Origin of the sequence: Vibrio sp. 10N.247.310.23 (assembly GCF_041467155.1) — a bacterium.
Classification (GTDB): domain Bacteria; phylum Pseudomonadota; class Gammaproteobacteria; order Enterobacterales; family Vibrionaceae; genus Vibrio; species Vibrio crassostreae_C.
In genome coordinates this window covers 18877-44807 of sequence record NZ_JBFSTZ010000001.1, presented here as the reverse complement: position 1 = coordinate 44807, position 25931 = coordinate 18877, and the positions used below count along the sequence as shown (strand labels likewise).

The window sequence follows — 25931 nt, the reverse complement described above, 5'->3', positions numbered from 1 at the left end:
CTTCATCTTAAGTTGGCGCGCATTTTAACAGAAAAAATGCTGACGCAAACGTTTTCTTATGGATTTAACGGTTTAAATTTGAGCAACTGGCCTTTTGAACCCGTAATTTTTTCTAATTCCTTAATTTGTCGCTCAAGTTTGGATTTAGAGACATCCGGGCCAATAATTACTCGCGTAAAAGTTTTTTCTTGCTTGGTGTGAGCCTGATAACCGCGCTTTTGCAGATCCTTAACAACGTTTTTTGCGTTGTCAGCATTCTTCAAAGCCATCAATTGAATAATCCAAGCACTGTCTTGGTATTCATTTTTTTCAGGTACCGGCTTAACCACAACTGCCACTTTGTCTGCTTCTTTATCATTAGAAGAAGACGCGGTTTGCGTGTTTGAATTATCAGTACGACCACTTTCAACCACTTGCTCAACCGGAGAATCCGGTAGCGCTATCTGATCTTCAACGGGATCGAGTACTTCAAACACTTCAACATTACTATCAAGCTCAGGCTTAATTGGAATGCTTGCAAACTCTTCTTTGTAGTGGAGCTTCTTACCATCTAGTACATCGGGCAATACAATCACACCAATGGCCACTAAAATGATGGTGCCGACTAACCGGCTTTGGAATTTACTTGCCATTTAGTTTCCTTTTTTCTGCCAATGCTCCAACACTTCACCCACTGTATGGAAAGAACCGACAACCAACACAACATCGTCACCTTTAACAGAAGCTAAAGCCGCTTCAAACGCTACAACAGGGTTTGAATACCGCTCTACACCTTCAGGTAAGCTTTGACACAATTCAGCGGCTGTTGCGGCTCGTGGGCCGTTCAGCGAAGCTGGGTACCAATGTGTTGTTATTGGAGCTAATACTTCCAATGTCGCGGGGATATCTTTGTCATGAAGCATGGCGACTACAACGTGTAAATTTTTGCCTGCATACTTCTTCGCGACTTGCTGCGCAAAGTACTCAGCAGAATGCGGGTTGTGTGCTACATCAAGCACAATCACCGGTTGTTCGCTAATTTGCTGCATACGCCCAGGAAGCTGCGCATTCTTCATGCCGTTAACCACGTTCACGTCGCTAATACTAAGCTCTGATGTGCCCAATGCCATCAACGCTGTTGCAGCGTTAGGTAACGGCAGGCTTGGAATAGGTAGCGATTCTAGTTGGAATGCACCACTGCGCCAGTTCCACGTATCACCGTCAACATCATAAGTGTATTGAATACCGACTTGGTAGAACTCAGCCTTAATGTCATCAGCGTGCGCTGCAACCGTAGCCGGTGGCTTGGGTTGACCACAGATAGCGGGTTTACCGCTACGATAAATGCCCGCTTTCTCAAAACCAATCACATTGATGTCATCACCTAGCCAGTCAACATGGTCGACAGCCAAACTAGTAATCACAGAAACATCATGCTCAACGATATTGGTCGCGTCTAAACGCCCGCCTAAACCCACTTCTAAAAGCACAACATCAACCGCTTCAGTTTGAAATGCACGTAACGCCGCTAAAGTGCCATATTCGAAAAAACTCAGGCTGATTTCGCCACGCTCTTTCTCAATGAAATCGAAAGACTGAACCATCTTTTCATCAGATAGATCTTGGCCGTTGATACGAACACGTTCGTTATAGCGAATTAAGTGAGGAGAGCTGTAGACACCAACTGAGTAACCAGCGTCCAATAGAATCGCTTCCATCAGTGCACATGTTGAGCCTTTGCCATTGGTTCCGGCAACAGTAATAACATGTTGAGCAGGTTTGGTGAGGTTTGCCTTAGAGGCGACGGCCTGAACTCGGTCTAATCCAAGATCAATAGCGCTTATGTGGATGTTTGATAAATAATCAAGCCACATCTCCAAAGAGGATGTGGCTTGAGGAATAGGTTGTTGACTCATCTAACTCATAACCATAATTAAGTTGGTTTGTTAGAAGGTACTTTACCCTTTTTCTGGCGCTTCTGGTACTTCATAAGTAGCTTCATTCGGTGAATCGTTCACAGAAACTACTAATGGTGAAGGCTGGTTGGTCATTTTAGCAACAAGGCTTGCAACGCGCTGACGCATCTCACGACGGTCAACAATCATGTCGATAGCACCGTGGTCTAGTAGGAACTCACTGCGTTGGAAACCTTCAGGAAGGTCTTCACGTACCGTTTGTTCGATTACACGACGTCCAGCAAAACCGATCAGTGCTTTTGGTTCACCAATATTGATATCGCCAAGCATTGCCAAACTTGCAGAAACACCACCCATTGTTGGATCAGTCATAACTGAAACAAACGGTAGGCCTTTCGCAGATAAACGCTCAAGCGCAGCACTGGTTTTCGCCATTTGCATTAGAGACATCAATGCCTCTTGCATACGAGCACCACCACTTGCAGAGAAACACACTAAACCACAGTTGTTCTCGATAGCAGCATCTACCGCTTTCACGAAACGAGCACCAACAACAGAACCCATTGAGCCGCCCATGAATGAGAATTCAAAAGCACACGCTACGATAGGTAAACCCAATAGTTCGCCTTTCATTGCAACTAATGCGTCTGTTTCACCACTGTTCTTTTGAGCAGCAGAGATACGTTCTTTGTAACGCTTAGAGTCTTTAAACTTCAGCTTGTCTTGTGGCTCAAGATCAGCACCTAGTTCAACACGCTCACCTTTGTCTAGGAATGTATCCAGACGACGACGTGCTTTCATGCGCATGTGATGGTCACATTTTGGACATACTTCTAGGTTACGCTCTAGTTCAGCATGGTACAGAACCTGCTCACAAGAAGTACATTTCGTCCAAACACCCTCAGGGATAGACGCTTTACGAGATGTTACGATGTTGCTTTTTTCTAAAATCTTTTCAAGCCAACTCATGGAAGACCTTTTTGTTTCGATTCTTCCGCTTGATTGCGAAAGAAATAAATTTGGGAATTATGCGTGGGAATTAAAGCACATAAAACAGCGACTGTAGATAAAAAACTGGTTGTACCTATTTTCTGGGACTATCTTACGCACTAAACCGTAATAATTTTTGAACCTAAGTCTCACATTTAGTTCAAATTATCCGGTAAAAATAGAGGACCAATTGGCTCTCGTGGTAGCTCAAAATGTTCAGGATAATCAACATCCACCAGATACAAACCTTCCGCTTTTGCAGTTGCGCCGGCTACTTTTCGATCTTTAGCTTCTAAAAGCCACTGGATCCACTCTGGTTTCTGCTCACCTTTACCTACGGCAATAAGGCTACCCGTAATATTCCTCACCATGTGGTGAACAAACGCATTCGCTTTAATATCGATCACAATGTAGTGTCCATGACGAGTCACGTTCAAGTGAATCATGTTTCTCCATGGGCTACGAGATTGACAGTGTGTTGCCCTGAACGAAGTGAAGTCATTCTCACCAAGTAAGTACTGACCCGCTTCATGCATTTTTTTCTCATCAAGATGACCATGATAATGGCTCACACCTGAATTCAAAATGCCTGGGCGTAGTGCATGGTTAAAGATAATGTAGCGATAACGGCGGGCAGTAGCCGAGAAACGAGCATGGAAATCCTCATTCACTTCTGTCGCCCAACGAACCGCAATATCTTTTGGCATGTTGGCATTCGCGCCCATTGTCCATGCCACCATTTTACGATCGACATTAGTTTCAAAGTGAACGACTTGTCCCGTACCGTGAACACCGGCATCTGTACGACCTGCGCACATAACTTCTACAGGGTGATTCGCGACAACTGAAAGAGCCTTTTCCAATTCTTCTTGGACACTTTTCACGTCTCGTTGGCGCTGCCAACCAAAGTAGTGGGTACCGTTATATTCAATACCTAAAGCAATTTTCATGTTCTTGTTCTCTTTGAAAATGGGCGAGAATTATATACGGAAATCAGTGCTAGCCCAAATAGGATGGGGCTAAAACTTCAATAAACAATCAGCATCGACCGAGACGATGCTGTTGAAAAACCAAATGAAACGATAGCGCTCTGTATCGCCTTAAAATAAAGGGTAGCCAACGCTACCCTTTCTGATTTGTAAATTTATCGACCGTTTAACGTATCGATAAGATTTTTTGCCTCTCGACGAATATCATCGCTGCCGTCAACGATTGCCTCTTCTAGAAGCTTAATTGCCCCTTGCGAGTCACTCATCTCGATGTAGATTTTGGCCAAATCAAGCTTACCCGCAGCTTCTGCATTGCTGTCGACATCATAATTGCCAATATCACCGATAACATCAGGGAATTCGTTAAGACCCACATCCAGTTTAAGCTCTTCATCGTCTGGATTAATGACTTCTTCACCTTCTTGCTCGACTTGAGCCATTAGCTCATCAATCGTCATGTACTGCTTATCACGACTGTTGCCTGATTCGGTTAGATTGTCTTGTTCAGCCCAATTCTCTTCTTTGATTTTCGGTTCAGCTTGCTGTTCAGCCGATGCCCAAATCTCTTGTTGGTCATCAGGCACATCATTATGCATGCTCGATTGTTGTTCTGGCGCTAGGTTAAAGCCTTTCCAGTCTTCGCCGCCGACTTCAAGCATGGCGTCAATATCTAACCCTGCGCTATCAATCGAAGTTGCGTCCAATGGCTTATCGAACATGTTGTCGACAGAGTCTTGAACATCTTCAGAAAGCAACTCAGCTAATGCTGTCTCATCAAAGTCATCAAAGCCTTCTAGTGGCTCGTCTTGAACCGCTGCAGGCGTTGAGTTTGGCTCTGAAGCCGCGCTCAGTGATTGTTCTGGCTGTGCAAAACCAGCCGGTTCAGAGTCTTCAGCATTCGAGAAATCATCAGCCTGACTATAGCTCTGCGGATTTGAGAACAGATCATGCAACGCATCTTGCTCTTCGCCTTGTGGGCTGAAAGAAGTCAGTGGTGTTGGCTTCTCAGCAAACGCATCAGAGATGGCTTCATCTTCACCATATTCCGGTAAATCAAACTCATCGAACTCTACGCCTTGGGCTTCCGCCACCGGCTCGGCATTGCTTTGCTCAATATCATCTAAAACAGAGTCTGCTTTTGCGCTTTCTTCATCGTACTCCGGAAGATCAAGGTCATCGAACTCGAACTTCTCTGTGTCAGGCGCTAAGTCTTGCTCTAACTGTGCTTCATCTGGTTCACTCACCACTTCCGCTAACGCATCGCCTTCACCAAACTCTGGTAGTTCGAAGTCATCAAGCGAGAATTCTTCTTCGCTTTCTGGTTTCGCAGTTTCAACTTGTGGTGCAGCATCTAACTGAGGCTCAGCGGTAGGTTGTGATTCAACACTTGGTTGAGCATCAATAGCTGGCGTTACTGGTTCTGGTGTTGATTCAGCATCAGCTTCCGCTAGTGCGTCTTCTTCACCAAACTCTGGTAGCTCAAAGTCATCAAACGAGAACTCTTCGTCGTCTTGCTCTTTAGCTTGAGCTTGAGGCTCAACAGCAGGCAATACTGATTCTGTTGTTGATTCAGCATCAGCTTCCGCTAGTGCATCTTCTTCACCAAACTCTGGTAGCTCGAAGTCGTCAAACGAGAATTCTTCTGCGCTTTCTTGTCCTAGAACTTCAGCTTGTTCTGCTACTTCCGTTTGTGGTGTAGCTTCAACTTGCGGTTCTTCATCTAACTGAGGTTCAGCGACAGGTGTTACTGGCTCTGGTGTTACGTCAGCTTCCGCTAATGCTTCTGGTTCAGACGCCTCATCTTCAATCAGCCAATCATCGTCTTCTGGCACACCAAATTCATTTGGAATGATCTCTGGCATGTTTGCAGCACGAACTGGCTCTGGCTCTGGCTCTGGCTCTGGCTCTGGCTCTGGCTCTGGCTCTGGCTCTGGCAAGGATTCAACGACATCTTCAAGCTGATCGCTACCTTGGATTTTCGGTTCAAAGTCAAAATCAGAGTCAATGTTCGCTGGCGACTCTACATCGTCGATGGCTTCAGCTAACCAGTCTTCAACCGTTTCTTCTTCATCTTCAGAGATATCGTTCAAAGACGATGGCGAAGCTTGCTCTTGTACGTCGGCTTCTTTCGGCTCAGATTCTTGTTGTGCGCTTTCTTCTTGAACTCGCTCTTCAAAATCTGGTTTATCAAAATCAGAATTCTCAGATAACAGCGAGTCGATATCCAATTTATCATCCTCCACCGATGATGCGGTTTCTTGCGCTGATACTTCGTTGCTGTTTGAAAGAGGCGCTTGCTCTGATTCAACCGTATTTTCAATTGATGGTTCAACAGGCTCTTCTATTGCTGGCAACAAATCATTGTCATCAGAAGTCATTAACTCATCAATCAACGCTTCGTCTGTTGTTTCTAGCGAGTCATCAAGCAAAGCATCCGTTGCCGGTGCGACACCGAACAAATCATCGATAAAACCATCACGATTAAAGGCTTCATCATTTTCTGGCTTAATGTCAGAACTTTCTTGAGTCATTTCAGAATCTAACGATTCATCAGTAACGACTTCAGGTTGTGGTGTTTCACTAATGTCCGGATCTTGCTCAGGCTCACCTTCAGAGGTTAACGGAGTAAGCTCAACGTCTGAGTCCTTTTCAGGCTTCTCATTGGCGTTGTCCAAACCAAAGGCTGCGTCTAACTCTTTATCAAACGTCTTATCTTCAGATTCAAGCTCGTCTTCAATGCCACTTGTCAGTAAGTCATCAAATGGGTCTAGAGATTCTGATTTTGATGCATCCGCTAAAAGCTCATCATCTGACAATTCACTATCAAGGAAATCATCCAATAAGTCGGTACTTTCGGCGTCGAGTTCGAAATCATCGTCGTCAGAGTCACCTATTAATTCATCCAAGGTTTCCGTGCTGTCTTCTGCGATGTTGAGGTCATCATCGGTCGATAAACCAGAAAGCTCTTCAAGCTCAGACAGAGAATCAAAGCCAAGAGGTTCGCTTTCAGACTCATCATCCGAATCGTCCCCTAGCATCTCATCAAGAAGGTCTGTCGAGTTACTTAGGTCTACGTCATCGCCTGCCAGTTGCTCATCAAGCAGATCAACGCTGTCTTGAGGTTCTTCATTTACGATGGGCTTATCGAACTGAGACAGAATGTTTTCGATATCATCATCAGACGCCAAACCACTGTTTAGGTTAGTGGCAATCTCATCGTCGCTATCGAGGTTGAAAGGGTCATTCGCTTGATCGTTCTGAGCAGCAACTTGGGCAAAGATGTCATCAATATCATCATTCGCTGTCGGTGAAGCTGGCTCAGGGGACTGTTGTTCAGAGATTAGAGCATCAATATCAAAATCGTCATTGCTCAAATCAACAGGCTTAGTCTCACTTTGTTGCTCAGAGATAAGCGCATCGATGTCAAAATCATCGCTTGCTGGTGTTTCAGTGCTAGAAGGCGAATCACTTTGCTCTTCCGAAATCAGAGCATCAATATCGAAGCTGTCGTCATCTTCGTCATCAAGAGCAAACAGATCATCTAATAAAGATTGGTCTAGCTCGTTGGAACCGAGATCTTCAGTTTCAGACTCTTGAGATAGTAAAGCTTCAATGTCATCAGCAGACATTGCGTTATCATCAGAAAGATCAAAGTCAACATCATCAGTATCGACGGCGCTTTCCGCTGTTTTGTCTAGCGCACGTTCCATCTCTTCAAGGCCAAGCGCTTTCTCTTCGCCATTAACACTAATGCCGTTGCTGCTGTCTAAATCTAGATCGTCGAAGTTGGTGTCTAAATCACCGTTTTCGCCAATGCTAGCAAATGGGTCATCGTCTTCACCATCTAGATTGAAATCGAGATCAGATTCATCTAAACCAGCAAAGACATCATCCTCTTCGGCTAGCGCTTGATCGTCAAATAGCTTGTTGGCGTCATCTTCCGTACCAAACAAGTCATCATCTAAAGACAGCTCGTTAAGGTCGTCCATCTCGTCGCCCAATGTAATAGGTGCAACGGTACTTGGTTCTGGCTGGAGCGGTTGTTCTTGAGTCGTCTGCTGTTGCTCATCATTTTTAGAACGACGGCCTAACAGCATCACAACGATCAAACCAATGAGCAGACCTGGAATAATCGCAAGAGCCGCCACTAACCAACCATTCGATAACAGTTCGTCAATGACACTTGGTGCCATCTTTTCAATTTCGGCGTTCTTTCTGCGCTCTTCATCAAGCAGCTTTTCCACTTCGCTACGAATGCGGTCTTCATCACTGAGCTCTGTTTTTAGCTCATCCACTTCCGATTGAACATTCGATAACATCAAACGAAGTTGGTGATTTTTCTCTTCAAGTGACAGCAGTTCAGTTTCTGAAAGCTCTAGCTGCTTCTCTAACTTGTTCATCTCTTGGGTTGGTGCAGATTGAGCTAGAGATGATTGAGTTGGAGACAATGGCTTTTTAGCAGTTTCAGTAGTGCTTACTTGCTTAGCAGGAGTAACATTTTTTGCATCAGAACTCGGCGCTTTGGGTTTTGAAGCGACAGGCTTACTTGCAGGAGCATCAAGCTTAGCAAGATGTGAGTTCATGATGTTGATAGCTTGCTGCGTCGAGCTTGCACGTGCTTGCTCTAAAGAAGGCACGCGTAGATTGCTCGCAGGCAGCAGGCTATGGATATTCTGGTTTTCAAACGCTTGTGGGTTTAAGCGATAAATAGCCAACAGAGTTTGTTGGACTGAAACGGAGTTATCAGGGCGTAACTTTGAGGCAATAGACCACAATGTTTCTGAGCCGCGAGTTGGACCATAGAAACGTGAAGGCTCAGCGCTATTTGATTGCGCTCTTTGAAGTGGTTCTGAAAACGTAGGCGCTGATTGTATCTGGCCATTAGGCCCTACAACTCGAATGGAATCTGCACGAACAACGGAAATCTGAGTCGCAATGATAAAGGCAAAAGGCATTAACCACGGCTTGAAAATTTGAAACATAAAAGGCTCAGCTAGGTGCTTAAATTCGGAAAAGTGATGATCTATTAAATATATCGGATAAATGACGTAAAACTATAGAGATGAAAACAAAAAATGTGTTGCAGCAACAATATTCGCAGCAATTTCACACAATTTGACTAACAATATTTTTAATCGATTAAAAAAGCCCCACTAAAGAGTGAGGCTTTTTTATCAAAGCAATAAAGCTTAGAAGTAATCGCGAATCAGAACTTCAGCGATTTGAACTGCGTTTGTTGCTGCGCCTTTACGAACGTTATCAGCGACAACCCACATGTTTACGCCACTGTGATGGCTGATGTCGTTACGAATACGACCAACCATTACGTGGTCTTTACCACCTGCATCACGAACTTGAGTTGGGAAGTCTAGCGCTTGGAATACTTCAACACCTTCTGTGTTCTCTAGAAGCTGAACCACTTGCTCTGCACCGATTGGTGCGCGAGTTTCAATGTGTAGAGATTCTGCGTGACCGTAAAATACTGGTACGCGGACACAAGTCGGGTTCACTGTGATTGAAGAGTCAGCAAAGATTTTTTGAGTTTCCCAAACCATCTTCATCTCTTCACGCGTGTAGCCGTTCTCTGTAAATTCATCGATTTGAGGAATACAGTTGAAAGCGATTTGTTGTGAGAACGCTGAGTTTTCAGCTGGCATACCGTTAAGAAGCTTAGCCGTTTGACCCGCTAGCTCATCGATACCTGGCTTACCTGCACCAGACACAGATTGGTAAGTTGAAACGTTAATACGCTCAAGGCCCACTTCATCGTGAATTGGTTTTAGCGCTACTACCATTTGGATAGTCGAGCAGTTAGGGTTCGCGATGATGTTACGGTTACGGAACTCAGCAATCGCTTCAGGGTTCACTTCAGGCACAACCAGAGGAACATCGTATTCGTAACGGAAGCGTGATGTGTTATCGATGACAACCACACCTTCATCAGCCGCAATTGGAGCCCAACGCTCTGAAAGCTCGCTACCTGCAGAGAAAAACGCAATATGTACTTGAGACCAATCGAAGTCTTCTACGTTTTGTACTTGTATTGTTTTGCCGTTAAAACGGGAAGTTTTGCCTTCACTACGTTCACTTGCTAGTAAGTGCATTTCACCGACAGGGAATTTACGCTCTTTAAGTACTTCAAGAATGGTTTCACCAACCGCACCAGTCGCACCTAAAATAGCAATATTAAATTCTTGGCTCATTGTTTCTCTCTTTTATAAAGTTGGCTTTACCATAAAACCGAGTTTAGATAACGGCGTTAAATTACAAGATTCGTCGCCCGTTAACTCGACTGCACTGTACTCTCTGCGGTCCCAATATTCTTTACGCATCTTGTCAAAAGAACCCGGCGTAACGATATTGCGACGGAATAAGGCGTCGTCTTTGCGCACATCATAGATCAACTGAGTCAAATTGTGCAGTGTTGCTTCATCCCAAGCTCTATCTAATTTCATTTGAGGTACAGGCGCTGTCGGCAATAAGTCGCTTGCATACGCACGCTGTTCAGTACCTAAAAATTCACAATAACTGTTGAAGATCATCGTGGTACCACGCGCTTTACCTTCTAAACCGTAGCCCGCTACGTGAGGCGTTGCAAAAGCGAGTAACGGAAGAAGCTCAAAGTCGACTTCAGGTTCAAACTCAAACACATCAAGCACTGCAGTGAAACCATCGGCTTTTTGCAGGCGAGCTTTTAGCGCTTGGTTATCAACCACAGGACCGCGAGCTGCATTAATCAGGATTTGATCAGCACGTAAGTTGTTCAGCACTTGCTCACTGATCAAGTGATGCGTTGGATACTCACCCGTCTTAGTGATTGGCGTGTGTAATGTAATAACGTCTGATTGTTCAAGCAAAGTCTCTAACTCAGTAAATTCGCGAGTATCACCCTCTTGCTGTTTTAGAGGGTCGTTCAGCAGAACTTTGATACCAATACCTTCAAGGCACTTCGCTAAGTAACTGCCCACTTGACCACAGCCGATAATACCAACCGTTTTATCAAAAACAGAAAAGCCTTGTTGCTGCGCAAGCACCATCATCGCACTGAACGCGTACTCAGCAACACCCACCTTGTTACAACCAGGTGCCGCAGTAAAGAAAATACCACGCTCTTTCATCAACTCTTGGTCAACGTGATCCATGCCAGCCGTCGCAGTACCAACAAACTTCAGCTTATTGGCTTTGCTGATCAATGACTCGTTTACCTTGGTAACAGAGCGAATCATCAATGCGTCTACGTCAACTAGGTCGTCAGCTGTTAATGTGCGACCAGACTTCATTGTCACTTCCCCTAGCTGGCTAAAAAGCGCTTCAGCGTAAGGCATATTTTCGTCGATTAAGATTTTCATTTGGCGAGTACTTTTGTTGGGGTCTATCGACCTAAATGTGAATTGAAATGATTGTGCAAAATTCCACACACGGTGTCGAGTAGCAATTGGAATACATTATAAATAAAGGGCTGAATCACCTAACCTTGGCAGACAAGAACCGAAACCAGAGTGAACACCCAAGATCAAACGGCTAAAACGAAAAATGCCCGATTGAATAAACAATCGGGCAAACATCCAGAACAAAAGGATCCTATCTCGCTCTCCAGGAGACAGAGTCTTGCGTCTGTTCAACCAGTACTAACCAAAGTCAGTACTGGTCAAGCTCTGGAAACCTTTCAATCTCTAAACCCAGATTTAAAAACTATGTTCAAAAAACACGTTTACCAACCTGCGTCTAAAAACTTTGTTCTGATGGTCATTATTACTGGGTGACCTGTGCGTGTTGAATCGGCACTAGCGCAACCCTTTAACGATTAACCTTGTCTATGTAACTCAAGCTTAAGTTAAGCTTGGTACTTTTTGATTACTAGCGTTGCGTTCGTACCGCCGAAACCAAAACTGTTAGACATAACTGTAGTTAGCTCTTGATCACGAGCTTCAGTTACGATGTCTAGGCCAGCAGCAGCTTCGTCTAGGTTCGAAACGTTAATGCTTGGAGCGATAAAGCCGTTATCTAGCATTAGCGTTGAGTAAATAGCTTCGTGTACGCCAGCAGCACCTAGAGCGTGACCTGTCATCGCTTTAGTTGCAGAAATTGCTGGGCTGTTGCCACCGCCATTGCCTTGAGAGAAAACTTCTTGGATAGCGCCTAGCTCTTTAACGTCGCCAACTGGAGTTGAAGTACCGTGAGTGTTCACGTAATCAACGCCATCAACGTTTTGCATCGCCATCTTCATACAACGAACCGCACCTTCACCAGAAGGAGCAACCATGTCGTAGCCATCTGAAGTTGCGCCGTAGCCTACGATTTCACCGTAGATTTTTGCGCCACGAGCAACAGCGTGCTCAAGCTCTTCGATAACTAACATGCCGCCGCCACCAGAGATAACGAAACCATCACGGTCTGCATCGTAGGTACGAGAAGCCAGCTCTGGCGTGTCGTTGTACTTAGTAGAAAGTGCGCCCATTGCGTCGAACATCATAGTCAGAGACCAATCCAGTTCTTCACCGCCACCAGCGAATACAACGTCTTGCTTACCAAGTTGGATAAGCTCCATTGCGTGACCAATACAGTGTGCAGATGTCGCACATGCAGAGCTCATAGAGTAGTTCACACCACGGATTTTGAAAGGAGTTGCTAGACAAGCAGAAACCGTAGAAGCCATTGTACGTGGAACCATGTATGGACCAACGCGCTTCACGCCTTTCTCACGGATGATGTCTACCGCGTTTACTTGGTTTAGAGATGAAGCACCACCTGAACCCGCAACGATACCCGTGCGGTCATTAGATACTTGATCTTCAGTTAAGCCAGAATCAGCAATTGCTTGCTCCATTGAAAGATAAGCGAATGCCGCTGCATCACCCATAAAGCGCATTTTTTTGCGATCGATATGGTCAGCAGGGTTCATTTTTAGGTTACCCCATACTTGAGAGCGCAAGCCATTTTCCTTGAACTGCTCTGAAGCGGTAATACCAGATTTACCCTCTTTCAGTGATGCTAAAACTTCTTCGACGTTGTTACCGATACTTGAAACAATACCCATACCGGTGATTACGACTCGTTTCATGTGACATTCCTATAATTCTAAATTCAGCTAGATGATAACTAAGAAGCCTAACAAAAGTGGTCAGCTTTCCTAGAAATTCGTACAATCCCTACCAACATATCGCTTCAAATCACAAAATGATAGATTTTATGACTTCAATTACTAATGCAGAGCTGGAATGGAATGAGTCTGGCACGCCAGTTTCAGACCAATTTGACGACGTTTACTTCTCCAATGTTAACGGTTTAGAAGAAACTCGCTACGTCTTTTTAAAGCAAAACCACCTTCCAGAGCGTTGGCTTGAACATGAACAACGCCGCTTTGTGATTGCTGAAACCGGCTTTGGCACAGGTTTGAACTTTCTTGCAGTTTGGCAATGGTTCGATGCTTTTCTTAAAGATAACCCACAAGCGATGACCAAAGAGTTACATTTCATCAGTTTTGAAAAATATCCTTTAAATAAAGAGGATCTCATCAAAGCACACCAATCGTGGCCAGAATTAGCCGAGTATGCGACGCAACTCCAAGAACACTACCCTATTGCTCTACCTGAATGTCACCGCATTGTGCTGGGTGACGGTGCAATCACGCTTGATTTGTGGTTTGGCGATATTAAAGATTGCATGCCCAACGTACCAACCCCGCGTGAAGGTTTGGTTGATGCTTGGTTCTTAGACGGTTTTGCTCCGAGCAAGAACCCAGAGATGTGGAATCAAAACCTATTCAACGGCATGGCTAAGCTCGCTAAGCAAGATTGTAGCTGCGCCACCTTCACCGCTGCTGGCTTTGTTCGCCGTGGCTTAATTGAAGCTGGCTTTGAAATGAAAAAGGTCAAAGGCTTTGGTACTAAGCGAGAAATGATCGCCGGCCGACTTGGCGAAAAGCACGCTCACACCAACATCAAACCTTGGTATGGCCTCGCTCAACACACTGAATCCCAAGACATTGCGATCATTGGTGGTGGTGTCGCCAGTGCTGCATTAGCCAAAACGCTAAGCCGTCGTGGTAAAAACATCACCCTTTATTGTGAACATCCACAAGCTGCGGGCAATGCCTCAGGTAACAACCAAGGTGCGATTTACCCGCTATTAAGCGAAGCGACCTCGAACGTGTCTCGCGTGTTTGGCCCGGGATTACTGTTTGCTCGTCAATTTATTAATCAAGCGGCTCAGTCTATTCAATTTGATCACAGCTTGTGTGGCGTGAACATCTTGATGTGGGATCAAGGCTCCACTAAAAAGCTCAACCGCATGTTGGAAGGCAACTTCCACACCGACCTGATTCAGCGTTTATCGCCAGAGCAAGCCAACGAAAAGATTGGCTTACCCGTCGATAAAGAGAGTGTTTACTTTCCGCTGGGTGGTTGGTTAAGCCCTCTTCAACTGACTCAAGGCTTGATTGGCAAGCTAGAAGAGAGCAACCAAGTGAGCGCACACTATCAACATCAAGTAACGCAACTTGAGTGGCTCGAAGCTGAAAAACAATGGTTACTGACGATTGAGGCACCTCAAGGTGAGATTCAAACTAAGCACGACCAAGTAGTTGTCGCAAACGGACACAAGTTCACTCAGTTTGAACAAACTCAGCCAGTACCACTGACTCCGGTTAAAGGCCAAGTGAGCCATATTCCGACCACGGAAAATCTCAGCCAGCTAAAAACCGTGTTGTGCTTTGATGGCTATTTGACGCCACAGAACCCCAACAATGGTCATCACTGTATTGGTGCGAACTACGACAAAACCAATATCGACCAAGAATTTGATATTGAGGTTCAGCAGCACAATGGCGAGCGCCTACATGGGTCACTACCAGACCAAGCATGGACAAAAGATGTCGATACCAGTGACAACTTAGCGCGCCAAGGTATCCGAAGCGTAAGCCGTGACCACCTTCCGTTTGTCGGAAACGTTGGTGACTTTGAAGCCATTAAGGAGCAGTACCAAGATCTCCACAACTTCAACCCGCAGCGTGACTCGGTTGAGGATGTAGAAACGGTAACAAGCTTCCCTAACCTTTATTGCTTTATCGGACTGGGTTCACGTGGTTTGAGCTCTGCACCATTATTGGCTGAAGTATTAGCATCACAGATCTGTGGCGATCCGCTGCCCTTGCCTGTTGATGTGCTTGAGGCGATTCACCCAAGTCGAATGTGGGTACGCAGACTGCGTAAAGGTAAGGCATTAACGGCTGGATGGGTTGCTGACAAGCATTCTAAATCAAAGCCGTAGTTTCTAGTTCAGCTATTTTGAACATCTGAAATTTCTGAATATCTGAAACTAATAAGTTAAAAGCTAAAAAGCCCGAGTTCATTGTGTCGCTCGGGCTTTTTGTTATTCGTGTTGCTCTAAACTGATGTTCTAAACGAAGCTGTATTTACAGCTTAGCAACCGCGTCTTTAATCTGTAGAACGATCTCTTCGTTGCTGATAGAACCCGACTCAAAATCAAAGTTATCGTAGAAGCTTGGTACTGAAACTGACGCTTGCACGTTTCCACCGAAGTAAGGTGCAGAACCTGTCGCTGCGCCAAGTACCGTTTGTGCGCCGCCAGGGCCTGGTGAAGTCGCTAGGTAAACCGCCGGCTTCTCGCCAAATACTGAACGCTCAATACGTGTCGCCCAATCAAATAGGTTTTTATACGCAGCTGGGTAGTGACCATTGTGTTCTGCGAACGAGATAACAAACGCATCAGCTTCAGCTAGGTCGCGTAGGAATGCTTGAGCACCTTCCGCTTGGCCAATCTCTTTTTCAGTGTCTTCACTGAACATAGGAACATTGTAATCGTTGATGTCTAGGACTTTTACTTCAGCACCTTCAATCAAGTTTGCTGCGTAAGTTGCTAGTGCTTTATTGATAGAGGTAGAGCTTGTGCTTGCGCCAAATGCGATAACTTTCATGGTGTGACCTTTTCTATAGTTCCGTTAAGTGGGATTAGAATAACGTAGTAAGAAAATGTAACCATCACAAGAAATGAACGGACTCATTCAAAAATTTCGAACGAGTCTCAAATAAACCAGTTCGCTCAGCAAAATGGGAAAGGAAGGGACTGAGCGGATAGTATTAATACATCGAGATTAAGCTTGGTTTTGTAGCTCAACCCAAAGGTCATTAACGATAGTGCGGTCTGCTGGTGTTAGTTCAGAGCGAGCGTCGTCTAGGCTCTGTTCAATACGAGCTTTTACTTCAGCCACATCTTCAATGCCTTCTTCTTCACATGAAGCCACTGAAAGAGAAATATGACCACGTAAGTAACCACCAGCAAACAGTTCATCGTCTGATGCGTTTTCAATGCGAGCATCAATTACTTCAAGTAGTTTTTCTTCAAATTCGATAATCATAATATTCTCTTATTTCACAATAAATTGGCTAGCACATAAAGGTTCTACATCGTAGAAGCTGCGTAATGCTTCAGAGAGCATTTTCACGCGAGGCGGAAAGCCTACTTCAAAGATACCCATAACTTCGCTATGTACTTTATTCATAAAGGCCAAACGATCTGGCTCAAAATCGCCGTGTAGATTGTCACAGCTGACATTAAAAGGAAAGCCCGCACTCATCGCAATTATCCATTCATACGCTTGTGGGCGAATTTCTACTTTTTCAAACTCAGCTTGAACCGCCTCAGTTCGACCATCAGGCTCATACCAATAGCCAAAATCTTCCAGTAAACGACGCTCAGGCCCAGCAACGCACCAGTGTGCGATCTCATGGAGTGCAGAGGCGTAAAAGCCACGTGCGAACACGATTCGATGGTGTGGGATAGTATCATCAGCAGGCAAATAGATCGGCTCATCAGCCCCTAGCTCTAGTTTGGTATTAAAGCTTTCAAAAAAGGTCTGATTGAAGATATCGATAATGTCTGAGTATTGGTGTGTCATAAAATCAAATTTAAGTAAAAATAACTGGGGCATTTTGCTTTTTTTTAAGCGCTCGGTAAAGCCCTATCAAGCGTAATGACATCGGGTTCGCCATTATACTTTGCAGTGACAATCGATTGCCATTCCCAGATTACACCACTTTAAGGTGAATGATTAGTTTAGCTAATCTGAAACGCCCATTCACGGTACAAATATTCATTCGTCAACAAGCATTTTTACTACTACACTCGCGCTTCATTTTTATATCTCCAAGGCCTATAAGACTCCAATTTATAGACCTAAATAATAGAGCTACAGCAATGCTACTAAGTGTTTTGTATATCATTGGCATCACGGCAGAAGCCATGACCGGCGCTCTCAGTGCAGGCAAACAAAAAATGGATTGGTTTGGTGTAATGTTGGTTGCGAGCGCAACGGCAATTGGCGGCGGTACAGTACGCGATATCTTACTTGGCCATTACCCTTTAGGTTGGGTTGAAAACCCTCAGTATCTGGCCATCACCTGTATAGCAGGTGTTATTACAACCGGGTTGGCGAAATGGGTTATCAAGCTAAAAGGTTTGTTTATTCGCTTGGATGCCTTAGGCCTAATCGTATTCAGTATCATTGGTACCAAAGTAGCGATGACCATGGGTCTGCACCCGATGATTTGCATGGTATCGGCATTAGTGACAGGTGTCTTTGGTGGTTTGTTACGTGACCTTATCTGTCGTCAAACACCATTGGTGTTACATGAAGAGCTGTATGCCTCTGTCGCACTTGTCGCTTCAGGTTTGTACCTAGGTTTGCTTGAGCTTGGCATCAACGACGTCACGGCGACAATTGTGACGCTTGTAGTTGGTTACTTGCTGCGCATGGCGGCTGTAAGATTCAAATGGAGTTTGCCTTCGTTCCAGCTTGATCCTGAAAGTTCAGTGCATTAATGGATTAAGAGCCTTAAGCTGCTAGCTGTCTTTAATGACGATAGTCGCTAACCGGACGAATAATCCTGCTAATGTGAAAAAGGGTTACTTCATTACGAAGCAACCCTTTTTTGTTTCTACCAATTCTATTCTAAATAAAAAGAAGCAGAATTAGATTTGTGGTGTTTCAGTTGTCACACCAAAGTTTTGACCACGATGACGTAGCAAGTGGTCAAGCAGCACGATAGCCAGCATTGCTTCTGCAATAGGTACCGCACGGATGCCAACACATGGATCGTGACGACCTTTCGTGATTAGCTGCGTTGCTTCACCATCTTTCGTGATTGTGTCACCAGGTACAGTGATGCTTGATGTTGGTTTAAGCGCAATGCTTGCCACAATATCTTGACCAGTAGAGATACCACCTAAGATACCGCCAGCATGATTGCTGCTGAAACCTTCTGGAGTTAATGGGTCACGGTGTTCACTACCGCGTTGATTAACAACATCGAAGCCATCACCAATCTCAACACCTTTCACAGCGTTAATGCTCATTAGAGCGTGCGCGATGTCAGCATCTAGACGATCAAAGATTGGCTCACCAAGGCCTACTGGCACTTTAGTCGCAACCACTTGAATCTTCGCACCGATCGAGTTGCCTTCTTTTAGCAAGTCACGAATCAGTTGATCAAATTCTGGTACTTTGTCGGCATCTGGACAGAAGAAAGCGTTGTTTTCAATCTCGTTCCAATCCACTTTATCAATTGAGATATCACCCATTTGAGAAAGGTAAGCTTGGATTTCAACACCAAATTCTTGTTTTAGGTATTTCTTCGCAATTGCACCTGCAGCAACACGCATTGCAGTTTCACGAGCTGAAGAACGACCACCACCTCGGTAATCACGCACACCGTACTTTTGATGGTACGTATAGTCAGCGTGGCCAGGGCGGAACTTGTCTTTAATTTCGGAATAGTCTTTAGAGCGTTGGTCTGTATTTTCAATCAATAGACCAATAGAAGTACCCGTAGTTTGGCCTTCAAATACACCTGATAAGATTTTCACTTCATCCGCTTCACGACGAGCCGTTGTATAGCGAGAAGTACCAGGGCGACGACGATCCAAATCTCTTTGAAGGTCTGCTTCGGTAATTTCTAATCCTGGTGGGCACCCATCTACGATACATCCTAGTGCGATACCGTGACTTTCTCCGAACGTGGTCACGCGGAAATGTTGTCCGATACTGTTTCCTGCCATTACTTCCTCTAAATCAGCTATTGAGCAGAAGGTTTGATTCCTAAACCGACTGGCTAATAGCTTTACTTGTCTATTCTTCGTGAATTCATAGTGGCTTTATTACCAAATGATGTAAACCCCAAAAAACGAACAATTTTAACTTTCTATTACATAAGCCGAATGAAACGAATAACAGAAGAAAATGAGTCGCGCTTGAAAAGAAGTGTTTTATGATGTGTAAAATGCAAAAAACCCGACAACTCGGAGAGTTATCGGGTTTCTTTAAATAATGGCACGCCCTGAAGGATTCGAACCTTCGACCACCTCCTTAGAAGGGAGGTGCTCTATCCAGCTGAGCTAAGGGCGCGCTACAGGAACGAATTATACGAATTCGAATCAGTAAAGCAACGGCTTTATGTAACATTCTGATCTAAGTGGGTAAAAAAAGGCCAACAAACATATAAGTGTTGGAAAATAGACCAAAGCAAACGTTTGCTTGATGGTAATCAAAAAGATTTTCTGGAATAATGCGCCAAAAACATCAGCCACTAACTTGAATATCAATACTAAGGAAATTCATGACTGCTCAAAATATTGATGGAAAGCTAATTTCTCAAACGGTTCGCTCCGAAGTTGCTGCACGTGTAAAAGCTCGTACTGAAGCTGGATTACGCGCTCCGGGCCTAGCGGTTGTTTTAGTGGGTGAAGACCCTGCTTCTCAGGTTTACGTTGGAAGTAAGCGTAAAGCGTGTGAAGAAGTTGGCTTCGTATCTAAATCTTACGACTTGCCAGCCACTGCGACAGAAGACGAATTGTTAACATTGGTAGACCAACTGAACGACGATCCAGAGATCGACGGTATTCTTGTTCAACTGCCTCTACCAGCTGGCATTGATAGCACTCACGTTCTTGAGCGTATCACGCCAGAGAAAGACGTTGACGGCTTCCACCCATACAATGTCGGCCGTTTGGCTCAGCGCATGCCTAAGCTTCGCTCTTGTACGCCAAAAGGCATCATCACGCTGCTTGACCGTTACAACATCGACTTACGTGGTAAACACGCGGTTGTGGTTGGCGCATCAAACATTGTAGGTCGCCCAATGACGCTAGAACTTCTTCTAGCAGGTTGTACAACGACAACATGTCACCGCTTCACCAAAGACCTTGAAGGTCACGTGCGTCAAGCAGACGTTGTTGTAGTTGCCGTTGGTAAGCCTAACTTCATTCCTGGCGCTTGGATTAAGAAAGGCGCTGTTGTGGTCGATGTTGGTATCAACCGTTTAGAATCTGGCAAACTAGTGGGCGACGTTGAATACGACGTAGCGAAAGAAAGCGCAAGCTTCATCACACCTGTGCCGGGTGGTGTTGGCCCAATGACGGTTGCGAGCCTAATCGAGAACACCATGATCGCTTGCGAGCAATTTCACTCGAAGTAGTCCGCAGCGCATATAAATAAAATTAGAAAGCCGCAACGTGATGAACGTTGCGGCTTTTTTGATGCTTTGGTACTTAGCTATTCGTTTTTACAACGGGGTGACTCGCTTCTGATGAAGTGCTCGTTGCTACTTATCTGGAGTCTCGACTTTTTCCGTCTGTTCAGAAGGCGGTAATAAACTAATAAGCTCACACTCCGTTGATATGAGTTTTTCCAACTCAGATCCTTGTGTAATTAAACGGAAATCACCGCCATTAATCACCCCAAGAGGAATGGCTTTAGGATACAAAGCGTTAAACTCTTTTAAATCAAATGCCTCGGTCAAACCTGTACTTTTAATTTGGCTACCCTGAGCCATCAACGAGTTAAGCTTAGAATAGGTGATCCCTTCCGAAAACAGACTTCTATTGCCATCGCGGCTCACTTGGTGCCTTTCATGTTTATTCTCTGAGGATTCAAGCTCAAACACCTTATTGGCACCAAACTCGTCTTGGTAATGCATGCTGACTAACGGGTTGGTTTGACGATAAGGCGAGACGATCATCGCACGCCCTATCCCATCGAGTTCCAAATTGTTTTCCGCGTGGCTTGAAGCTGGGTTACCAAAGTAAACATTCAAGTTATCCATACGAGCTAAGCGAATGCTTTCCCAGTTAGTATCAGCAAGCACACTGTTGATGTTGTGTGTGGCTAGCACCTTGGCAAATTGTCTTGCAAAGTGAGTGGCGCCAAAGAAGATAACCCCTTGCGCTTTCTCTTGAGTGACCCCTAGCCTTCTCGCCCACCAGCTCGCGGTTAAGCTCTGAATCACAACCGTACCAATAATGACTAAGAACACCATGGGCACGAGCAGATCTGCGCCTTCAATCAATTGCTTCTCTTGCAGTTTTATCGCAAACAGAGAAGAAACCGCGGCTGCTACGATCCCGCGAGGTGCCATCCAACTCAAAAACCATTTATCCGCCGAATTAAGATCCGTACCGATCCCGCTGATCCACACGCTTAACGGGCGAGCCACCAACATAACCACCGCTAGCAACCCAATACCGCCCCAACCTATCGAAAGGAAAGCCCCCGAATCGAGTCGACTGGCTAACAGAATAAACAACGCAGAAATAAGTAACACGGTCAGGGTTTCTTTGAATTCGATGATGTCTTCGATGTCCAAGCCCTTCACGTTGGCAAGCCAGATCCCCATGATGGTCACGGTTAATAAACCCGATTCTTCACTCAGATCATTAGAAAACGAGAACGCCGCCAACATTAGCGTCAGCACAGCCACATTACGTAAATAGTGCGGTACCCAATGCCCTTGCAGCATCTTGGCAATCAAATGGCCACCGATGACCCCTAAGCCTAAACCTATGACTAACGTCAGGCCCAGAGCTGACAGAACATGGCTTGTAGGATCGGCTGAAGAGACAATGTATTCGTAAACCAGAACCGCAAAGAGAGCGCCAATCGGATCAATTACTATCCCTTCCCATCGCAAGATACTGCCTAACGAAGATTTAGGCTGAATACTGCGAAGCATGGGCACGATTACCGTAGGGCCAGTTACCACAACTAATGCACCAAACAGTGCGGCTAACGGCCAACTGAAGTCCACAAAGTAGTATGCCCCCACCACGATACACGCCCATGTAATCAACATGCCGAAACTCACGAGGTGAGTCACCATCCGGCCATGGCCTCTGATTTCTTTGAAATTTAGGGTCAATGCTCCTTCAAACAAGATGATGGCAACCCCTAAGGAGATCATAGGAAACAGCACATCACCGAAAATGGCATCGGGATTTAGAATATTCAGGCCGGGACCTAACAATAGGCCAACGATAAGGAGAGGGAGAATGGCGGGAAGACGTAAACGCCAGCCGAGCTGCTGACAAGCTAAAGACAAGAGTCCAATTAACGCCAAAGAAGAAGTAATCGACAAATCCATTTGTGCCCCTAAAAGGTTTGCACCACACCCTGTGGTACAAACTATTCAATGAAATAAGAAAGCCTACGTTCTTACACTATAGGCTCTCTTTTTCACGCTAACCGAATATTATTGTGATTAATCAGTCACTTTACTATAGGGGGAGTAAAGTCATGATCAGTTAACTATAGAGAAAGTACAACACCAGCAATAGCAGCACTCATTAGGTTAGCAAACACACCTGCACAAATTGCTTTGAAGCCATATTGTGAGATGAAAGAGCGACGCTCTGGAACTAAGCTGCCCAAACCACCGATAAGAATCGCCATGGTAGAGATGTTAGCAAAGCCGCATAGAGCGAAAGTTACGATCGCTTGTGAGTGCTCACTTAGCGCCTCTTTAGCATCCATTAGTTGGATGAAAGCCACGAACTCGTTCACGACAATCTTGTTACCGATCAATGAGCCCGCAACCACAGCCTCAGACCACGGCACACCGATCAGCCATGCAACGGGTGCGAACACATAACCTAGTAGAAGTTCGAAGCTTAGGTTTACGCCAAACCAACCACCAACAATACCTAGCAAGCCATTCAGCATTGCAATCACACTGATAAAGGCAAGTAGTGTCGCACCCACCGCAACGGCAATACGAAGTCCAGACATAGCCCCATCTGCCATTGCCTCAACTACGTTTGTTGCTCGTGGAATTTCAACGTCAGACTCAATATTTTCTTGAGCGTCATCTGCGCTACCTGGTACTAAGATCTTAGCCATCAATAGGCCAGCAGGTGCAGACATAAATGCAGCTGCGATCAGGTAATTTAGATCAACGCCAAGCGATGCGTAACCCACTAGCGTACCACCAGCGACAGAAGCCAAACCACACACCATCACAGCAAACAGTTGTGAATCCGTCATGTGCTTCAAGTAAGGCTTAACCACCAATGGCGCTTCAATCATGCCAACGAAAATGTTTGCAGTCGCAGACAGTGACTCCGCACGACCTGTGCCCAAGAACTTTTGTAGCGCACCACCAATAAGGTTGATCACCTTTGGCATAAAGCCGATGTGGTACAAGCCTGAAATCAGTGCAGAGAAAAAGATAATGATGCCAAGAACATTAATCGCGAAAACAAATCCGTTATTAGTTAGGCCACCAAATAGGAAGTTAATCCCCTCTTGACCGTAGTTGATCAAGCTAGATACCGCACCCGTGGCTGCATTCAACGCTTCTTTACCCATTGGTACATACAGAACCAATAGCGCGAATGAGATTTGTAATAAGAAAGCCAAAGAGACTGTTCTTAGTGGAATATTTTTTCTGTCCGTAGATAGTAACCAAGCGGCAACTAAAATAGTGATAATTCCAAGTAGGGAAGCCATGTGCGTCAACCTAAAAGTTGTAGGTAGGAAAGGCGACGCATTCTATAGAGGAAATCGTTTGCGGCAAGCTGAGGTTGTTAATGTGATGTTGGGGTAATCACGATTTAACTATGAGTATAATTAAGTTATTGAATTTTAATAATTAACTTTGATTAAAAAGCGTACTTTTTCCATATGGAAATTATATTTATAGATTAGGAAACAGTTAGCGATGCAGTTCAACGCAAGTTTTGAGGTTTTTGTCCCAATACGTCGGCGACCCGATATGATCTTTAATGAACTCAATCACTGCCGAAAGCTTCTTCGGCATATTCTTTCGGCTCGGGTAAACGGCATAGAATGGCATCAGCTGACTGGCTCTCCACTCTGGCAATACTTGAATGAGCTTGCCCGTTCTAAACTCTTCTTTCACTAAGTAAGTCGCCAAATAAGCAACGCCCCACCCTGATACTGCCGCGTCTCGTACTGCCTCAGCCAAATCGACTGAGTAATCGCCCGCGACTTTGACGCTGAGGTTTTCTTGCCCGTTGTCAAACGCCCACGATGTGTAATCTCGTTCACGGCTGCGATAGATAAGACAGTTATGGTCAATCAAATCGGAAGGTACATGTGGCGTCCCGGCCTTAATCAGATAATCCGGTGACGCAGCCACCACAAACTGGCTGTCTGCTAAACGCTGCGCAATGTAACCTTCAGGCAAGTCTTCATTGTTGGTGATCCAGAGATCCAATCGCTCTTCAATCATGTCCACCTTATAGTCGAACAAGTGGACCTCGATTCTCAACTGAGGATAAAGCTGTCTGAGTTGATCAATCGCCGGAATGATATGGAGTGTGCCAAATGACTGCGACAAACCGACGCGTAGTATTCCAGAGATATCATCGCGCTGGCTATCCATATCCATCTGAGCTGCTTTCACCGTGTTAAACAGCTGCTCACAATGTTGATAGAACACGTCTCCCGCTTCAGTCAGCGTGAGGCTTCGTGTGGTTCGTTGTACCAACTTGATGCCGATTGAGTCTTCAAGCAAAGCGACTTGCTTACTGATATGAGACACCGAAACGTTCAAGCTTTTTGCAGCACTGGTAAAGCCTTCGTGCTTGATCAGCGCATGGAATATCACCATCTGTGCAGCTCTATCTGTTAGCACAAGATCACCTTATTAAATCTCTGAAATATAAAATCAAAAAGGACTCCGAAGAGTCCTTTAGTTCGTTCTGCCTATGATAGGCCAAATGCTATTCAAAGCGACTTAGGTCTGTTAATCAAACTTAATTCTGTCGGCTAGGTGGCTTACTGCCAAAGCAAAGTAGTAAGAACGATTCCACTTCATTAACACATTGTAGTTGTTATAAATGAGGTACGAACGTCCGGTTTCATCATCCGGCATGATTAACCAAGCTTTAATGTCTTCATCAAGTGTTGGCAGTGGGCGATCGTCATAGCGTTTAATACCGAGTTCAGACCACTCTTTTAAGTATTTCGCTTTGTCTTCGTCTCGACCTTGTAAATCGATCGACACAGTTGACGGAACATGAACCTGACGACCCCAAGTATATTTGTCATCCCACCCTGATTGGCTGAGATAATTGGCCGCCGAAGCAAATACGTCTTCTTCAGTGCCCCAAATGTCTTTCTTGCCATCACCACTGCCATCAGCGGCGTAAGCTAAGAATGAGCTTGGCATAAACTGAGGTTGACCCATCGCACCAGCCCAAGAGCCTTTCATCTCTTTTGGTGCAATATGGCCTTGATCAAGAATCTTCAATGCCGCCATCGCTTCGCTACGGAAGAAAGCTTCTCGGCGTCCTTCATAAGCCATGGTCGTTAGGGCGTCGATAACGCTGTAATTGCCCGTGAACTTACCAAAATTACTCTCAACGCCCCATAGCGCGACAATGAATCTTGGTTGAACACCATATTCATCACCAATACGCTTTAACGCGGTGTAATGCTCCTTGTAGAGTGACCTTGCTTGCTTCACTTTCCAATCTGGAACCGCTCGTGGAATGTATTCATCCAGAGTCAGTTTTTTCTCAGGTTGGTTTTTGTCGGCTTTTACCGCTCTTGGCTTAAACGTTACACCATCAAAGGCTTCATCAATGATCGCTTCAGAGATGCCTTCTTCACGGCCTTGTTGTTTTAGTTTTTCTACATATTGCTCGAAGCTCAGTTCTTCAGCTTGTACTGAACTTATGGTCAGGCTATTACCCAATAGTAATGCCGACACAGCCAATATGGTTTTCGAAAATTTACTCAACG

19 protein-coding genes and 1 tRNA gene are annotated in these 25931 nt (G+C 45.1%); 3 read left to right on the top strand and 17 right to left on the bottom strand.

Annotation, left to right across the window (positions count from 1 at the left end):
- Positions 1-56 precede the first annotated feature (56 nt).
- The 8 genes from AB6D93_RS00200 to fabB form a co-directional block, all read right to left on the bottom strand.
- Positions 57-632 (bottom strand): SPOR domain-containing protein, encoded by a 576-nt coding sequence (locus tag AB6D93_RS00200; RefSeq protein ID WP_017063432.1) that lies wholly within the window; start codon positions 630-632, stop codon positions 57-59.
- Positions 633-1895 (bottom strand): bifunctional tetrahydrofolate synthase/dihydrofolate synthase, encoded by a 1263-nt coding sequence (gene folC, locus AB6D93_RS00195; RefSeq protein WP_102332531.1) that lies wholly within the window; start codon positions 1893-1895, stop codon positions 633-635. It lies immediately after the preceding gene.
- Positions 1896-1937: 42 nt separating this feature from the next.
- Complete coding sequence (accD, locus tag AB6D93_RS00190) at positions 1938-2864, bottom strand: acetyl-CoA carboxylase, carboxyltransferase subunit beta (protein ID WP_017062348.1); 927 nt, start codon at positions 2862-2864, stop codon at positions 1938-1940.
- A 176-nt stretch (positions 2865-3040) separates the two neighbouring features.
- A complete protein-coding gene (truA, locus tag AB6D93_RS00185; RefSeq protein WP_004734161.1) occupies positions 3041-3835 on the bottom strand; it encodes a tRNA pseudouridine(38-40) synthase TruA in 795 nt (264 codons plus the stop codon).
- A 194-nt stretch (positions 3836-4029) separates the two neighbouring features.
- On the bottom strand, positions 4030-8856 hold the full coding sequence (locus AB6D93_RS00180) for a FimV/HubP family polar landmark protein (RefSeq protein WP_372139304.1): 4827 nt from the start codon (positions 8854-8856) through the stop codon (positions 4030-4032).
- A 207-nt stretch (positions 8857-9063) separates the two neighbouring features.
- The gene (locus AB6D93_RS00175) at positions 9064-10077 is read right to left on the bottom strand and encodes an aspartate-semialdehyde dehydrogenase (protein WP_017062350.1); all 1014 of its coding nucleotides are present in this window, start codon (positions 10075-10077) and stop codon (positions 9064-9066) included.
- A gap of 12 nt (positions 10078-10089) precedes the next feature.
- Positions 10090-11223, bottom strand: a complete 1134-nt coding sequence (locus AB6D93_RS00170) for a 4-phosphoerythronate dehydrogenase (protein ID WP_017062351.1) — start codon at positions 11221-11223, stop codon at positions 10090-10092.
- Positions 11224-11708: 485 nt separating this feature from the next.
- Positions 11709-12935, bottom strand: coding sequence for a beta-ketoacyl-ACP synthase I (gene fabB, locus AB6D93_RS00165; RefSeq protein WP_017070308.1), 1227 nt, complete (start codon positions 12933-12935; stop codon positions 11709-11711).
- A gap of 56 nt (positions 12936-12991) precedes the next feature.
- Here fabB and mnmC point away from each other — a divergent pair, with 56 nt between their 5' ends.
- Entirely contained in the window at positions 12992-15142 is a 2151-nt protein-coding gene (gene mnmC / locus AB6D93_RS00160; protein ID WP_080582254.1) for a bifunctional tRNA (5-methylaminomethyl-2-thiouridine)(34)-methyltransferase MnmD/FAD-dependent 5-carboxymethylaminomethyl-2-thiouridine(34) oxidoreductase MnmC, read from the top strand.
- Between the two features lie 145 nt (positions 15143-15287).
- On the opposite strand, the gene AB6D93_RS00155 is transcribed toward mnmC, so the two are convergent.
- The 3 genes from AB6D93_RS00155 to AB6D93_RS00145 form a co-directional block, all read right to left on the bottom strand.
- Entirely contained in the window at positions 15288-15809 is a 522-nt protein-coding gene (locus AB6D93_RS00155) for an NADPH-dependent FMN reductase (protein ID WP_102332533.1), read from the bottom strand.
- A 177-nt stretch (positions 15810-15986) separates the two neighbouring features.
- Positions 15987-16250: a YfcL family protein gene (locus AB6D93_RS00150; protein ID WP_017063425.1), complete on the bottom strand. Its 264-nt coding sequence runs from the start codon at positions 16248-16250 to the stop codon at positions 15987-15989.
- A 9-nt stretch (positions 16251-16259) separates the two neighbouring features.
- Positions 16260-16790, bottom strand: coding sequence for an elongation factor P hydroxylase (locus tag AB6D93_RS00145; RefSeq protein WP_076654578.1), 531 nt, complete (start codon positions 16788-16790; stop codon positions 16260-16262).
- 299 nt (positions 16791-17089) lie between these two features.
- Between AB6D93_RS00145 and AB6D93_RS00140 the strand changes: the two genes are divergently transcribed.
- The gene (locus AB6D93_RS00140) at positions 17090-17713 is read left to right on the top strand and encodes a trimeric intracellular cation channel family protein (protein WP_017062358.1); all 624 of its coding nucleotides are present in this window, start codon (positions 17090-17092) and stop codon (positions 17711-17713) included.
- A gap of 150 nt (positions 17714-17863) precedes the next feature.
- Here AB6D93_RS00140 and aroC read toward each other — a convergent pair whose 3' ends face one another.
- Together aroC and AB6D93_RS00130 are read right to left on the bottom strand one after the other, a co-directional pair.
- Entirely contained in the window at positions 17864-18949 is a 1086-nt protein-coding gene (aroC, locus tag AB6D93_RS00135) for a chorismate synthase (RefSeq protein ID WP_017062360.1), read from the bottom strand.
- A gap of 269 nt (positions 18950-19218) precedes the next feature.
- A tRNA-Arg gene (locus AB6D93_RS00130) sits at positions 19219-19295 on the bottom strand.
- Positions 19296-19506: 211 nt separating this feature from the next.
- On the opposite strand from AB6D93_RS00130, the gene folD reads away from it, so the two are divergent.
- Positions 19507-20364 (top strand): bifunctional methylenetetrahydrofolate dehydrogenase/methenyltetrahydrofolate cyclohydrolase FolD, encoded by an 858-nt coding sequence (gene folD / locus AB6D93_RS00125; protein ID WP_017062367.1) that lies wholly within the window; start codon positions 19507-19509, stop codon positions 20362-20364.
- Between the two features lie 126 nt (positions 20365-20490).
- Here the strand turns inward: folD and AB6D93_RS00120 are convergent, their stop codons facing one another.
- The 4 genes from AB6D93_RS00120 to AB6D93_RS00105 all read right to left on the bottom strand — a co-directional run bounded on the left by AB6D93_RS00120 (position 20491) and on the right by AB6D93_RS00105 (position 25929).
- Positions 20491-22305 carry a sodium:proton antiporter gene (locus AB6D93_RS00120; protein WP_102332534.1) on the bottom strand — a complete coding sequence of 605 codons (1815 nt, stop codon included), beginning with the start codon at positions 22303-22305 and terminating at the stop codon, positions 20491-20493.
- A gap of 164 nt (positions 22306-22469) precedes the next feature.
- On the bottom strand, positions 22470-23669 hold the full coding sequence (locus AB6D93_RS00115; protein ID WP_017070735.1) for a NupC/NupG family nucleoside CNT transporter: 1200 nt from the start codon (positions 23667-23669) through the stop codon (positions 22470-22472).
- 205 nt (positions 23670-23874) lie between these two features.
- Positions 23875-24795, bottom strand: a complete 921-nt coding sequence (locus tag AB6D93_RS00110) for a LysR family transcriptional regulator (protein ID WP_017063421.1) — start codon at positions 24793-24795, stop codon at positions 23875-23877.
- Between the two features lie 135 nt (positions 24796-24930).
- Entirely contained in the window at positions 24931-25929 is a 999-nt protein-coding gene (locus AB6D93_RS00105) for a lytic transglycosylase domain-containing protein (RefSeq protein ID WP_017062371.1), read from the bottom strand.
- Between the last annotated feature and the right edge of the window lie 2 nt (positions 25930-25931).